This window comes from Vibrio rumoiensis 1S-45, from assembly GCF_000286955.2.
GTDB lineage: Bacteria > Pseudomonadota > Gammaproteobacteria > Enterobacterales > Vibrionaceae > Vibrio > Vibrio rumoiensis_A.
Genome location: NZ_AJYK02000043.1, coordinates 38,742 through 53,690 on the forward strand (window position 1 = coordinate 38,742; position 14,949 = coordinate 53,690).

At 41.6% G+C, this 14,949-nt stretch carries 16 protein-coding genes; 2 read left to right on the forward strand and 14 right to left on the reverse strand.

The window, feature by feature from the left end; genetic code table 11:
- Window positions 1–536 precede the first annotated feature (536 nt).
- A complete protein-coding gene (locus A1QC_RS05535) occupies window positions 537–2,009 on the forward strand; it encodes a sodium-dependent transporter (RefSeq protein WP_017025184.1) in 1,473 nt (490 codons plus the stop codon).
- A gap of 1 nt (window position 2,010) precedes the next feature.
- Window positions 2,011–2,109 carry a MetS family NSS transporter small subunit gene (locus A1QC_RS15430; RefSeq protein ID WP_017025185.1) on the forward strand — a complete coding sequence of 33 codons (99 nt, stop codon included), beginning with the start codon at window positions 2,011–2,013 and terminating at the stop codon, window positions 2,107–2,109.
- Window positions 2,110–2,485: 376 nt separating this feature from the next.
- On the opposite strand, the gene A1QC_RS05540 is transcribed toward A1QC_RS15430, so the two are convergent.
- From A1QC_RS05540 to rpmF, 14 genes are all read right to left on the reverse strand, one after another.
- Complete coding sequence (locus A1QC_RS05540) at window positions 2,486–2,953, reverse strand: RDD family protein (RefSeq protein WP_017025186.1); 468 nt, start codon at window positions 2,951–2,953, stop codon at window positions 2,486–2,488.
- Between the two features lie 4 nt (window positions 2,954–2,957).
- Entirely contained in the window at window positions 2,958–4,577 is a 1,620-nt protein-coding gene (locus A1QC_RS05545; RefSeq protein WP_017025187.1) for a PTS transporter subunit EIIC, read from the reverse strand.
- A 247-nt stretch (window positions 4,578–4,824) separates the two neighbouring features.
- Window positions 4,825–5,598 carry a TatD family hydrolase gene (locus A1QC_RS05550; protein WP_017025188.1) on the reverse strand — a complete coding sequence of 258 codons (774 nt, stop codon included), beginning with the start codon at window positions 5,596–5,598 and terminating at the stop codon, window positions 4,825–4,827.
- A gap of 72 nt (window positions 5,599–5,670) precedes the next feature.
- Window positions 5,671–6,645, reverse strand: coding sequence for a DNA polymerase III subunit delta' (gene holB / locus A1QC_RS05555; protein ID WP_017025189.1), 975 nt, complete (start codon window positions 6,643–6,645; stop codon window positions 5,671–5,673).
- A 15-nt stretch (window positions 6,646–6,660) separates the two neighbouring features.
- Entirely contained in the window at window positions 6,661–7,302 is a 642-nt protein-coding gene (gene tmk, locus A1QC_RS05560) for a dTMP kinase (RefSeq protein WP_017025190.1), read from the reverse strand.
- The gene (mltG, locus tag A1QC_RS05565; protein WP_017025191.1) at window positions 7,299–8,324 is read right to left on the reverse strand and encodes an endolytic transglycosylase MltG; all 1,026 of its coding nucleotides are present in this window, start codon (window positions 8,322–8,324) and stop codon (window positions 7,299–7,301) included. The genes tmk and mltG overlap by 4 nt, the downstream gene beginning before the upstream one ends.
- Complete coding sequence (gene pabC, locus A1QC_RS05570; RefSeq protein WP_017025192.1) at window positions 8,321–9,142, reverse strand: aminodeoxychorismate lyase; 822 nt, start codon at window positions 9,140–9,142, stop codon at window positions 8,321–8,323. The genes mltG and pabC overlap by 4 nt, the downstream gene beginning before the upstream one ends.
- A 124-nt stretch (window positions 9,143–9,266) precedes the next feature.
- Window positions 9,267–10,511 (reverse strand): beta-ketoacyl-ACP synthase II, encoded by a 1,245-nt coding sequence (gene fabF / locus A1QC_RS05575; RefSeq protein WP_026025824.1) that lies wholly within the window; start codon window positions 10,509–10,511, stop codon window positions 9,267–9,269.
- Window positions 10,512–10,604: 93 nt separating this feature from the next.
- Window positions 10,605–10,838, reverse strand: coding sequence for an acyl carrier protein (gene acpP, locus A1QC_RS05580; protein WP_004406112.1), 234 nt, complete (start codon window positions 10,836–10,838; stop codon window positions 10,605–10,607).
- Between the two features lie 181 nt (window positions 10,839–11,019).
- Complete coding sequence (gene fabG, locus A1QC_RS05585; RefSeq protein ID WP_017025194.1) at window positions 11,020–11,754, reverse strand: 3-oxoacyl-ACP reductase FabG; 735 nt, start codon at window positions 11,752–11,754, stop codon at window positions 11,020–11,022.
- A 26-nt stretch (window positions 11,755–11,780) separates the two neighbouring features.
- Window positions 11,781–12,707 carry an ACP S-malonyltransferase gene (gene fabD, locus A1QC_RS05590; protein ID WP_017025195.1) on the reverse strand — a complete coding sequence of 309 codons (927 nt, stop codon included), beginning with the start codon at window positions 12,705–12,707 and terminating at the stop codon, window positions 11,781–11,783.
- 67 nt (window positions 12,708–12,774) lie between these two features.
- Window positions 12,775–13,725 (reverse strand): beta-ketoacyl-ACP synthase III, encoded by a 951-nt coding sequence (locus A1QC_RS05595; protein WP_017025196.1) that lies wholly within the window; start codon window positions 13,723–13,725, stop codon window positions 12,775–12,777.
- Window positions 13,726–13,730: 5 nt separating this feature from the next.
- Window positions 13,731–14,756: a phosphate acyltransferase PlsX gene (plsX, locus tag A1QC_RS05600; protein WP_017025197.1), complete on the reverse strand. Its 1,026-nt coding sequence runs from the start codon at window positions 14,754–14,756 to the stop codon at window positions 13,731–13,733.
- Window positions 14,757–14,765: 9 nt separating this feature from the next.
- The gene (gene rpmF / locus A1QC_RS05605; RefSeq protein ID WP_017025198.1) at window positions 14,766–14,936 is read right to left on the reverse strand and encodes a 50S ribosomal protein L32; all 171 of its coding nucleotides are present in this window, start codon (window positions 14,934–14,936) and stop codon (window positions 14,766–14,768) included.
- Between the last annotated feature and the right edge of the window lie 13 nt (window positions 14,937–14,949).

Consider the following 14,949-nt stretch of genomic DNA (forward strand, 5'->3'; position numbering starts at 1 on the left):
GTAATTCATAATAAAACTCTAGAAAGTAAAAACAACAAGATATTAGCATGACTGGCCAGTTTAGGCTTGAGAAACACTAAAACAAAATGAACAAGAACTAACTCGCTAACTTAACAGCCTAATTCAACCAGATAATTCAGCACAAAGTATCGTGTCATGTCATAAATTTGTACATTAAAACATCATACAGACCGCATTAATTAACAGCATTAACATCACCATTAATCGAAACAAAATAGCTGTAAACACTGGAAAATGACATCAATCCAGTTAGATATAACACAATTTTAGATATATCAAGCCTTATTGATTAACTTAACAATTACCTGACATCAACACACTCTATTGCGTTATTTATCTTCAATATGTACTCTCAGAGTATGCATAGGTGAAGATACTACCTTATGCCAACACACATTCATAAAATTAGAATAATAAGCTGGAACTTAATGATATAAGTAGAATATTAGGCCATTGGCATGGTTAATATCTCCTATGATTAAGTATCCACATAATCAGTTACAGAGGATTTGTACATGAAAAGAGAACAATGGGGCTCCCGTGCGGGGTTTGTTCTAGCAGCCGTAGGATCGGCGATAGGATTAGGTAATATTTGGCGTTTTCCATACATGGCGTATGAAAACGGCGGTGGTGCTTTCTTTATTCCTTACCTTTTTGCCATGCTCACTGCTGGTATACCTTTTATGATTTTAGAATTTACCATGGGGCACAAATTCCGTGGTTCAGCACCTAAAACACTCGCCAAAATTAACAGTAAATTTGAATGGCTTGGTTGGTTCCAAGTCATGATCGCTGCGGTGATCGGTGTTTACTATGTTGCCATTATTGGTTGGGCTATTTCGTACACCGGTTTAGCAGTAACTCAAGGTTGGGGTAGCGATCCAAATGCTTACTTCTTTGGGGAGTATCTACAACTTGGCGGTGATAATTCTCCAAGCAAACTAGGCAGCATTCAATGGCATATTGCCATTCCAATGGTAGTCGCATGGGCAATCACTTTTGGTGCCATTTTTAGTGGTGTTAAAGGCGGGATTGAACGTGCAGGTAAAATCATGATGCCAATCCTGTTCATCATGGTATTAGCTCTTATTGGTCGCATGGTTTTCTTACCAGGTGCGGTTGATGGCCTTAACTATCTGTTCCAACCTGATTTCAGTAAACTAACTGATCCATCAGTGTGGTCTGCGGCGTACGGTCAAATGTTCTTTACGCTATCAGTTGGTTTCGCCATCATGCTGGCATATTCAAGCTACCTACCTGAAAAGTCGGATATCAGTAACAATGCATTGATGACGGTTCTTATCAACTGTGGCTTCTCAATCCTTGCCGGTGTCCTTATCTTCTCAGTATTGGGTTATATGGCGCAAGAACAAGCTAAACCATTAACAGACGTTGTATCGGCTGGTGTTGGCCTTGCATTTGTTACCATTCCTGCGGCGATAAACCTACTTCCAGCACCTTATATATTAGGTCCGCTATTCTTCCTAGCACTAGTGGTTGCTGGTCTTAGCTCACATATCTCCATCATGGAAGCGGTAACCTCTGCCTTTATTGATAAGTTGAAGTGGTCTCGTAAGAAAGCGGCAAGCATTGTTTGTGGTGTAGGTTTATTGGTATCACTTTCTTTTGCTACCAATGGCGGCCTATTGCTGCTTGACTTAGTAGATTACTTTATTAACAACATCGCCCTACTTTCAAGCTGCTTAATTGAATTAGTGCTAGTTGGTTGGTTATTTAAAATTGCCGATATTCGTAAACATGCGAATGATCTTTCTGACTTTAGCATTGGTATTTGGTTCGAACTTTGCATCCGCTTTGTTACACCAATTATGATTGCTATTATTTTAGCGAATAAGATTATCGCAACGCTAAATGAAGGCTACGGCGGCTATGAAATGTCTGACCTTCTATTACTTGGTTGGGGATTATTAGCGGCGATGCTAGTTATCGCTATCGCAGTTAACGCAAAAAAATCAAAAGAGGCTTAATATGACTACTGGTGCAATTATCATGATGATTATCGGCCTAGGTATTACATGGGGCGGCGCTGCTTTATGTATTCGCAGAGCGATGTCTAATCAAGACTAAACGTTTATAACATTGAAGCTGTCATCTTAAAAAGTGGCAGCCTCACTTAACGAGATAGCGTTTATTTGAACTCAACAGGCTCAATACCTGAATGCCAGTTAGCACTATACTAACTGGCATTTTTTATAGCCCTACCTTGTATCATTTTAGCTAGTTAACTTACCCCATCAACGAAGCCGCTCCTCCCTTACCAGACTTATTTAATTGTCAATGATGCTGTCAGCCAGAGAAGGCTAGATAGGATTGGGCTGCAGGTTGGCTTTTGTCCAAAAACCACGAATTCCCTTACCGACATAAATCACCGATAGGTCATAAAATTCAGGCATAAAAAAACCAGCGATATAATCACTGGTTTTTGTGTACCGCTTAATCCGGATTAGTATTCAATTACATTCGTATCGAATTTTCTATCGTGCCAAGGCGGATTACTATGCGTTAAAAATTGAGCGCCGCTATATAAAACATACAGCCCTAACGTTGCAACACTCAAGTATATTTTTTGAAACTCACGTTTTAAATATCGTGATTGATTCATCGGTTGGTCATTCGTTGATTCAACCGATAAACGCAAAAAATACCGTGAAAATGAATTGCCAAGCAAGCGATAACAAATCCAGTGATACCCCATATATACGCCGATAGTGATAAGCATCACTCCAACAATAATGAGTAACAACACTGGCAATGCCAACGTATCATTAAACGAGACAGATACTCCGCTTCCCTGAGATGCATAAGCCAACACCCCAAGGTAAATATCCCTCGCTATCATGGCAAACATTTGCACGATAGCGAGATCAATGACGAAAGTACCCACTCGCTTATATTTATGCTTAAAGCTCATTCAATTAACGGCCAAGCTTCGCATTAATTGCTGCTTTATAAACAGCTGCTTGAGCACCGTAAATGGCTTGAATACCGGTCGTACCAATTTTAACAAGACCTTTTGCGCCCAAGTTTTCTGTCCAGAATGCATTGTCTTTTACTTTATCGCCATCTTTAACAGTGATACGTAAACGAGTAATACATGCATCAACATCAACTAAGTTATCTGCGCCACCTAGCGCTTCAATCATCGCATCAATCTGTGCGTCATTTCCGCCTGATTTACCTGCCGCTTTTGCATCGTGGTAATCTTTCTTCGACACTGTAGCAACGGCGCTGCCTTTACGGCCAGGCGTTTTAACGTCGAACTTAACGATGTACCAACGGAACAAGAAGAAATAGATAGGCGCGTAAATAATGCCCACTAGAGGAATGTAATACCAGTTGTTATGAGTACCGGTTAAGCCAGGTAACATACCAAACAAGCTGAAATCAATGAAACCACCACTGAACGTCATGCCTACTTTCACGTTTAATAAATCCATCAACATGAAAGAAATACCCGCTAGTGGTACGTGAATGAAGTAATAAAGCGGGGCTGCCAAGAATAAGAATGTAAATTCAATAGGCTCAGTAATACCAGTTAAGAATGCTGTCAATGCAATTGAGAACAACATACCACCAGCCGCTTTCTTATTGTCATCGTCGGCAAGCGTATACATAGCATAAGCCGCTGCAGGAAGACCAAACATCATGAATGGGAATTTACCTGTCATGAAGTTTGTTGAAGAAAATTGCGAGTAATCACCGTTTGCTAAAGAAGCAAAGAAAATGTTTTGTGTTCCAGATACAACTTGACCAGCGATATCAGCAGAACCACCAATATTGGTTTGCCATAGTGGTAAATAGAATACATGGTGTAGACCGACAGGGATCAAAGAACGCTCGATAATACCAAACGCAAATGATGCAATGAAACCATAACCAGCATCTTTTAGCTCACCAAGACCAGCACCGATAGAACCAAAAAGAGCACCGATATATGGCCAAATGAAAACTAATGCAATACCGTAAAACAAAGCAGCAAATGCACTAACGATAGGAACGAAACGTGCCCCACCGAAGAAGCCTAAGTAATCAGGCAATTGAATATCATGGTATTTATTATGAAGAATAACCGTAAATGCACCAGCTATCATACCGCCAAACACGCCCATATTCATTGTGTTATGAATACCTAGCATGTCGGTTAAAATACCTTGGTAGTGGTTACCCATCAATACGATTGATGTCCCATCAACCATACCTGCAACCGCCATAGACTTTGCAATTACCACGTTCATGATAAGGAAAGAGATGACTGCAGCTAGTGCTGCTGACCCTTTTTCTGTTTTTGCAAAACCAATAGCGACCGCAACAGCAAACATAAGTGGCAAGTTACCGAAAACAATATCACCAGCAGCTGTCATAATTTGCAAGAAATTATTCAGTATTGTACCGTCTTGTAGAATAGAAATGTTATAAGCATCTATCATACTTTGGTTGGTAAAACTTCCCCCGATCCCCAGCATAATACCTGCTGCTGGAAGCAGCGCTATCGGAAGCATTAATGCTTGCGACAGTTTACTAAAAAAGGCCTTCATAACCCTTACTCCTTCGATTTATATTTAAGTTTTACGATTTTTTACAATTATAATTTTTGTTGGCGTACAGTAGACTTGTCGGTTTTTATTGTCAATCGGTTCACTAAATATGTCATGTTTAAGTGATTTTTTTTTGATCTTACATGATTTTTTTGCTTCATTTATTTCGCCCATCAAATAAAACAAGTTTTATTTTCATGTTTTTTCACATTTAACATTTGTAATGCAAATGTTAAATTAATAAAATTTACACTCGATTAATGAATAAATTATGAAAATTCTGCCCTGTCGCACTAATCACATCTTCTAGTTCACAATTTTTAAGACTAGCCAAAAATTGAGCCACTTCTAAAACATAAGCCGGTTGATTCTCTTTACCTCGGTGAGGTACTGGCGCTAAATAAGGTGAGTCGGTTTCGACTAACAAGCGATCCAAAGGCAATTGCTTGACGACATCTTGCAACTCTGTCGCTTGCTTAAACGTGATAATTCCAGAAAGAGAAATATAAAAACCAAGCTCCATCGCTGACTTGGCAAACTCTAAATCTTCGGTAAAGCAATGGATCACTCCACCACATTTTTCTGCATGGCCATTTTTCAGTACATCTAATGTTTCTTGGCGCGCATTGCGTGTATGAATAATCAAAGGTTTATTGAGCTCGTTAGCAACCTCAACGTGTTGTTCGAATAATTCAATCTGACGATTAGCCGTTTCTGGTTGATAAAAGAAATCCAACCCTGTTTCGCCAACTGCGACCACTTTACGATGGGATGCGTATTGTTTAAACAAGGTGAGATCAAAGTCACTATCACAGTCTAAAGGATGGACACCGCACGAGGCATGCACTTGATCAAATGAAGCGATCATTTCCAACATATTTGGAAATGCTTCTAGCGTAACGCCAACGCTAAGCAGTTGTTCAACGCCCGCCAGCTTCGCTTTGGTGACAACATCAGAAACGTCGATATGCAAATCATCATAATTTAACTTATCGAGATGACAATGTGAGTCAACTAACATGTATAGCTCCAGTTTATAATAAGGTCTTGATTAGAAATGTATTTGGTACACCACTCAAATGATAGACAATAATTACCTGTCTTCAATCAAAGAAATAAACCAATCAACAATAAGCAACTCTGCATTCAACCCACTCGATGTTTTCAAAGAGTGATGCAATTGCTGTAAATGGTGGAAATGAGAATAGGCTGACTGGTAAGAGACCAGTTCAACCATTTCATGAAAGATAGGGGGAGCTTGAAGCTCAAGCACATTAAAGTGCGCTTTTTGAATATCGCTGAATAGATAAGTCAACCAAGATACTTTCTCAATTGGATCAGACTTAAAGAATGTCTGTAATTCAGCCAAAGGTAGAGATTGATGCTTCAATGTCTTTGCCGTTAACTCAAGCAATGTCTCCCACTGTGCATGCTTGTCTTTCTCTAAAAATTCCAAGGCACTCACTGGAGATTGCGCATACATCTTTAAGCAGAACCAATCAATTGGATTGTTACTAGATAGAACGGGCTGTTCTTGTAGCCAATCCATCAAAACTTGCGGTTTAACTGGCGGTAACTGCCAACTTTGACAACGGCTAATAATCGTCGGTAATAGCTTGTGTTTATCCGATGTTATTAGAATAAAAACACATTTTTCTGGCGGTGTTTCTAATGTTTTTAATAACGCATTAGAAGCCGATTCATTCATTAATTCTGCAGGATTAATAATAATGACACGCTTGCCACCAAGTTGAGATGATTCCATCGCCTTTCGGTTGGCTTCTCGAATTTGTTCGACATTAATACCTTTACCTTCTTTTTCAGGTAAAACCCAATGTATGTCTGGATGGTGCCCACTTTGACTTAACTCGCAGCTATGACAAAAACCACAGGCTTCATCATCAGCATTTTTGCACACTATAGCTGAAGATAATTTAGTGATAACGTGCTCAATCCCAGTACCCGGTGCGGCGCAACACAACATCGAATGCGGGATGGAACCTTGCTTAAGAGTGGTTTTCCAACGCTGCCATAAAGGTAATAACCAAGGGTACAATTCATTCACCATTCAATTTCTTAATCATTAGATCGTTTGACCGTTAGAAAACCACTGATTTAATGCTACTTCAATATCATGGGCCACTTGCTCAATGGTTTGGTTAGCATTAATGGTGATAATCGTCTTATCCAATTGAGCAAGCTCTGTATAACGAGCCCTCACTCTTTCAAAAAAACTAAGGTCCATCTTCTCAATCCGATCTAGTTCGCCTCTTCCTCTGGCTCGTTGTAAGCCAATTTCAGGGTCGATGTCGAGATACAAAGTAAGATCGGGCTTGAAATCACCCAATGCAGTCTGCTTTAGATTAGACATAATATCTTGACTGAGCTGACGACCTCCCCCCTGATAAGCTTGGGAAGACAAATCATGACGATCACCTAAAACCCATGTATTTTGCGCCAAAGCAGGTTTAATTTTATTTTCAACCAATTGTACGCGTGCGGCATACATGATCAATAATTCACTGATGTCTTGTAAAACCTCACCTTCATGCTCTTCTTTCACTAAACTACGAAGCTTTTCCGCCAATACCGTACCACCCGGTTCACGGGTTTGAATGACTTCACCCACACGGTGTTGATGCAGTACATTTAAAACACAATTAATGGCCGTACTTTTTCCAGCCCCTTCTAGGCCTTCTATCACAATAAATTTAGCGTTATTCATTCTTTACTCTTATTGGCTCTTAATTGTTTAAGATAATTACGCACTGCACGGTTATGTTCCGCTAACGATTTACTGAAAACATGCCCACCATTTCCGCTTGCCACAAAATACAGGTAAGGGCTTTTTTCTGGGTTTAGTGCTGCTTTAATTGAATCAACGCCCGGCATAGCAATCGGGGTTGGCGGTAAGCCGTTAATAACATAGGTATTATATGGCGTTGGCGTCGTCAGATCCTTCTTTCGAATATCACCATCGTACTTATCACCTAAGCCATAAATAACGGTAGGATCTGTTTGTAAACGCATCCCTTTATTCAATCGATTCACAAACACGGATGCAATTCTTTCACGTTCAGATTCAATGGCCGTTTCTTTTTCAATAATAGAGGCCAATGTTAATGCTTGGTAAGGGGTTTGCAAAGGCAAGCCTTCCTGGCGCGTCTCCCATGCTGCATTGAGTTGTTTTACCAAGGCTTTATGAGAACGTTTCAAAATAGCAAGATCGCTAGTGCCTTCAGTATAATGATAGGTTTCAGCCAACATAAGACCTTCTAACTTTTCTTTATCGCTGCCAAGCGCTTTTGCTATATCCGCTTCTGTCATGGCTTCAGTCTTATGCTTTAGACCTTTTGCTTTTAGAAGCTGATCACGCCATTCACTAAATCGGCTGCCTTCAATAAAGGTAATGGTAAATTGATATTCATTGCCTGCTACCATTTCTGTGAGAAGCCCCTTCAAGGTCATTTGAGGGATCACTTGGTATGTACCTGCCTTGATATGCACAAAATCAGGGTATAGGCGAGGCAATAAACGCTCAAATTGACTGGCTTGAATTAACTCTGCTCTTTCCATTTTAGAAAGCGTACTTCTTAAACTCATTCCATGTTCAACCGTCACTAAATCGTCCGAACCTATTTTGATCGGTTGATTGAGATAGCTTTCCACTTCACTTTTAGCAAACATTACAGCCCCAACACCGGCGACCACCAAAATGATGAATAATAGGATTAACTTTTTAATCACGGATTTAAACTCTCCTGAAAGGCTCTAGTGATAGTTCCGATTTGAAAACAACGTGTATCAATACTGGTGACTGGCACAACGCCATGCAATGCATTGGTGATGAACACTTCATCTGCATTTGTTAAATGTTCTAAGGTAAACGAACCCACTTTGGACTTCATTGATAAACGCTCTGTTAGTGTAAGCACTTGCTCCCGTAAGATCCCAGCGACTCCCGATCGGCTTAAATCGGCGGTATATAAACACTGATCTTTCACCCAAAAAAGATTAGAAGCGCTTGCTTCAATGACATGATGGTTAATATCTAGCACCACGTGATCATCATATTTTTGTTTATCGATCTCAGCCTTGATCAACACTTGCTCAAGACGATTATTATGTTTTAAACCTGCAAGCATAGGATTAAGTCCCAATTGAAGGGAACTCACACCAAGGGAAATACCTTGCACTTGCCATTGACGGTAGTGACATGGATAGTCAAACGGATGAATAGTCACTTGAGTATTCTCTACCTCACGAGGGCTATAGCCTCTCCCTCCTGTGCCTCGACTTACATGTAGCTTGACTCCACTCAATTGAGGAACACGGCCAGCATGATAAATTGAAATGGCTTGGTTTATCCATGTATGAACCTCCTGCCAATTGAGTTCAGGAATAGATAACCTCTGCAGTGCATGACTCATTCTGGCTTGGTGCTGTGGCCATAGCGAGATCGCGCCAGATTCAACTAACATGGTAGTAAAGCAACCATCGCCATAGTTAAATGAACGGTCATCTAAAGTGAAAACATCTCGCTGTTGTCCATTTACAAAATACATGGCATCACCACCTGATCCTCACTTTATAATATGAATCTATGAACCTGACATCATACCGAAAAAAAACGGCCTAATGCTATAACATTAGACCGCTTTATAAAATGGTATTCTTAATAACCGAGCATTAAATACGCTTTAGGATCAATGAACCATTCGTACCACCAAAGCCAAAGGAATTACATAGAGCGTATTCCATGTTTTCAACTTTGCGTGCTGTGTGTGGTACGTAATCAAGATCACAACCTTCATCAGGATTATCTAAATTGATGGTTGGAGGCACAATCTGGTCAACTAGGCTCATTGCCGTAATGATCGCTTCAACAGAGCCTGCTGCGCCAAGTAAATGACCCGTCATCGACTTAGTTGATGACACCAATACTTTTTTAGACGCTTCTTCACCAAGAGCACGTTTAATGCCTAAGGTTTCGGCCACATCACCGGCTGGCGTTGACGTACCGTGAGCATTTACATAACCGATTTGGTCACCAGTAATACCAGCATCACGAATCGCCGCTTCCATTGCAAGTGCACCACCTGAACCATCCGCGCTTGGGGAAGTCATATGATAAGCATCACCGCTCATACCAAAGCCAACAATCTCACAGTAGATTTTAGCGCCACGAGCTTTCGCATGTTCGTATTCTTCAACCATCATCATACCTGCGCCATCACCTAGAACAAAACCATCACGGTCTTTATCCCAAGGGCGAGAAGCTAATTCTGGTTCATCATTACGACTAGACAGTGCTTTTGCTGCGGCAAAACCGCCCATAGCAAGAGGTGTAGAGGCTTTCTCTGCACCACCGGCTAACATCGCATCAGCATCGCCATAAGCGATCATACGAGCGGCATGACCGATATTATGCAAGCCAGTAGTACAAGCCGTTGAAATAGCGATATTAGGGCCACGTAAGCCTTTCATGATAGAAAGATGACCGGCAATCATATTAACAATGGTTGATGGCACAAAAAATGGGCTCATACGACGCGGTCCGCGCTCATGCAATACTGCCGCTGCTTCTTCAATTAGACCTATACCACCAATACCTGAACCAATCGCCACACCCACTCGTGCCGCATTTTCATCAGAGATTTCAATACCGGAATCATTAAAGGCTTGAATACCCGCAGCAATGCCATATTGGATAAATAAATCCATTTTGCGAGATTCTTTCTTCGACATGTATTCTTCGCAGTTAAAGTCTTTAACTAGACCTGCAAAGCGAGTTGAAAAATTTGTTGCGTCAAAGTGTTCGATATTCACGATACCACTCTGACCTTCTAAAAGGGCTTTCCAAGAGGATTCAACTGTGTTGCCTACCGGTGACAACATCCCCATGCCTGTAACAACTACACGACGTTTGGACACGATTCTTTCTCCGGAGATTAAAATTGAGGTAGTGTAAAAATGGAAGGTGTTAGATAAAACTCAGGCGGTCAAGGAGACCGCCTGGGGATGTTATTACTGTGCGCTGTTTACGTAGTCGATTGCAGCTTGAACAGTAGTAATTTTTTCAGCTTCTTCATCAGGGATTTCAGTGTCGAATTCCTCTTCTAAAGCCATTACTAGCTCTACTGTATCTAAAGAATCAGCACCTAGATCGTCAACGAAAGAAGCTTCATTTTTAACTTCAGCTTCGTCTACACCTAGTTGTTCAACAATGATTTTTTTTACGCGTTCTTCGATGTTGCTCATTTTTCTTTTCCTATTACAGAGAGTTCGCTTAAATGCGATGTTGTCCGTAGTTTATTCAAACTTTGAAAAGTTGCAAGGGCGACCTAGCTGGTCGAACCACAAATTTCAGCATTTTCACTGAAATTTGGTACATTTTTGACATAAATCATGCAAAGTGCTGGTTAAAAAACACTCGAATGATTTAAACCATGTACATACCACCATTCACATGCAGTGTTTCGCCAGTAATATAGGCGGCATCATTAGAGGCTAAAAATGCCACTGCTGATGCTATTTCACGCGGATCACCTAATCGACCTGCTGGCACTTGGGATAGTGTAGCAGTACGTTGGTCATCATTCAGTGCTTTTGTCATATCAGTTTCGATAAAACCAGGAGCAACCGTATTCACAGTTATTCCACGAGAAGCAACTTCGCGAGCCATTGATTTGGTAAAGCCAATCACACCTGCTTTCGCAGCCGCATAGTTAGCTTGACCTGCATTACCCATAGTTCCTACAACAGAACCAACATTGATGATGCGACCATGGCGTTTTTTCATCATGCCTCGAAGAACCGCTTTCGACAAGCGGAAAATCGAGGTTAAATTGGTATCCATAATATCTTGCCATTCGTCATCTTTCATACGCATCAACAAGTTATCACGAGTAATACCCGCATTATTCACCAAAATATCAATGCCGCCAAATTCGTCATTGATCAACTTAATTGTATTCGCAACTGAATCTGTATCCGTTACGTTTAGTGCTAAGCCTTTGCCATTAGCCCCTAAATAATCGCTAATTGCTTGAGCGCCAGATTCACTTGTCGCCGTACCAACAACCTTAGCACCACGTTCAACTAATAGCTCAGCAATAGCTCGGCCGATACCACGACTGGCACCAGTAACTAATGCAACTTTACCTTCAAGATTCATTATAAATCCTCGTTATGACTGAAATGTTAGCTACGAGCAGCATCAAGGGATGCATTATCGTTCACAACCTGTGCACTCAGTGCTTTCACAATACGCTTGGTTAAACCTGTTAATACTTTACCAGGGCCAAACTCTAATAAATTTTCTACGCCTTGTTCATGCATTGCAACAACGCCTTCTGTCCAGCGAACAGGGCTGTATAATTGGCGAACAAGTGCATCTTTAATTTTTGCCGGATCCGTTTCAGCAATCACATCAACATTGTTGATGACTGGAACCGTAGGTGTTTTAAATTCAATATCAGCTAAAGCTACCGCTAGTTTATCGGCTGCAGGTTTCATTAATGCACAATGTGAAGGCACTGAAACCGGTAAAGGCAGTGCACGTTTTGCTCCAGCGGCTTTACATAACTCACCTGCACGTTCAACGGCAGCTTTATTACCGGCAATCACGACTTGGCCTGGCGAGTTAAAGTTAACGGGAGAAACCACTTCACCTTGCGCACCCTCTTCACAAGCTTTCGCAATGGCATCATCATCAAGGCCAATAATGGCAGACATGGCACCAACACCCGCAGGAACCGCTTGTTGCATTAATTCACCGCGTAACGCCACTAACTGAATAGCTTGCTTAAAATCAATCACACCAGCGCATACCAATGCGGAATATTCTCCTAAGCTGTGTCCAGCAATCACTTCAGGTTGCTCTCCACCCACTTCTTGCCATACACGCCAGACTGCAACAGAGGCAGCTAACAATGCCGGTTGTGTACGAAATGTTTCATTTAAGTCTTCTGCTGGGCCATTTTGGACCAAAGCCCATAAATCATAACCCAATGCATCTGATGCTTCTGCGAAAGTGGTTTTCACAACATCAAATTGCTCACCTAGCTCCGCTAACATGCCAACGGCTTGAGAGCCCTGACCAGGAAAAACAATAGCAAACTTACTCATAGCAAATTTCCTTGAAATATAAAGATGAAATCGGCTTAAACATGTAACGTTAAGCAGATAGGAATAATTAGAATTTTACGAGTGCTGAGCCCCAAGTAAAACCGCCACCAAATGCTTCGAGTAATAACAATTGACCGCGTTGAATGCGACCGTCTCGTACTGCTTCATCTAAAGCCGTCGGTACCGTTGCCGCCGACGTATTACCATGACGATCAAGCGTAACCACTACTTGATCTAAAGACATCGCCAATTTTTTGGCCGTCGCAGAAATAATACGAAGGTTCGCTTGATGAGGCACCAACCAATCCAATTCAGTTTTGGCCATGCCATTAGCTTCTAGCGTGTCTTTAACCAATTTAGATAACTGAGTAACCGCAACTTTAAATACTTCATTACCAGCCATGTGCAGCCATGCATCAATGTATTCACCACGCTTGGCTTCTTCTAAGCTAAGTAGCTCACCAAAGCGACCATCTGCGTGTAAATGCGTGGAGATAATACCCGGCTCTTCACTTGCACCAAGTACAACAGCCCCAGCGGCATCACCGAATAAAATAATGGTTGAACGATCTTCTGGATCACACATTTTCGATAACGCGTCAGCACCAACTACTAACACATTTTTCGCCATACCTGTCTTAATGTGCTGATCAGCAACCGACAAGGCATAGACAAAACCAGAACAAGCGGCCGCTATATCAAAAGCTGGGCAGCCTTTAATACCTAGGGCAGCTTGAACTTGGCAAGCAGACGATGGGAACTTGTGGCTACCACTGGTGGTTGCAACAATGATTAGGTCGATATCGTTCTTATCGATTCCAGCCATATCAATCGCATTGACTGAAGCATGGTATGCCATATCTGCAACTGATTCATCCGGTGCAGAAATACGACGTTCACGGATACCTGTACGGGTGATGATCCACTCATCACTCGTATCGACCATTTTCTCTAAATCGGCGTTAGTACGCACTTGACTCGGTAGGTAACTACCGGTACCTAAAATTTTGCTATTCATGAAGACTAATAATGCCTCTCGAGTAAAACCGCTTCTAAACGATCGCTTATACGGCTTGGGACTTGTTGTTTGACTTCATACACCGCCTCACCAATTGCATTGATAATAGCAGATGTGTCCGCTTGTCCGTGGCTTTTGATAACAATGCCGCGCAATCCTAGCAAACTTGCACCATTATACTGGTCGGGGTTCAGTGTTTTTAACTCATTAAATAGTCGAGAAAACACTTTTTGGGCAATCCACCCTTTCATTGTTGAAGAACTAAAATGATTTTTCAGCTTTTGATGAAACAAGTGTGCGACACCTTCACAGGATTTCAAACACACGTTTCCGACAAAACCATCACAAACTATCACATCTGCGACATCATAAAAAAGCTGATTTCCTTCAATATAGCCAGAATAATTAATTTCTTTGGTTTGGCTGAGCAGTTCTGAGCAACGTTTAACCAAATCGTTGCCTTTTATTTCTTCTTCGCCAACATTCAACAATGCCACGCGTGGAGGCTTTTCTATATGAACTTGCGCCAAAGCACTGCCCATTACGGCAAATTGAAATAAAGTATCGGCATCAACAGAGATATTTGCGCCAAGATCAAGCATCCAAGTTTTCTTACCTGATATGGTAGGTAAAGCGCTCACCAAAGCAGGTCTATCAATGCCGGGAAGTAACTTTAAACGAAATTTAGACAAAGCCATCAAAGCGCCGGTATTACCACCGCTCACACAAGCGTCAGCCATGCCATCAGCAACATGGTCTAATGCAATACGCATCGAGCTACCTGCGCTATTACGCAAAGCTAAAGAAGGCTTTTCACAATTAGAAATACATCTCTCACTATGTTTAATGATGAGACGAGGGGTCGGAGTAAATCCGAGATGAGTCAGTTGTTTCGTGATTTGTCCACGATCACCAACCAGAATAACTTTCAGCTCTGGGAAATGTGACAATGCCTGCACGGCGGCAGGCACTGTTACGCGAGGACCGAAATCCCCGCCCATTGCATCAAGTGCAACGGTAATAGTTTGCAAAGGTCAACCTTACTTGTTGATAACCTTTTTGCCACGGTAGTAACCGTCAGCAGTCACGTTGTGACGTAGGTGAGTTTCACCTGAAGTTGCGTCTACAGATAATGCACTAGTTGTTAGCGCATCGTGTGAACGACGCATGCCACGCATTGAACGTGATTTTTTGCTCTTTTGTACGGCCATGACCCTACTCCTT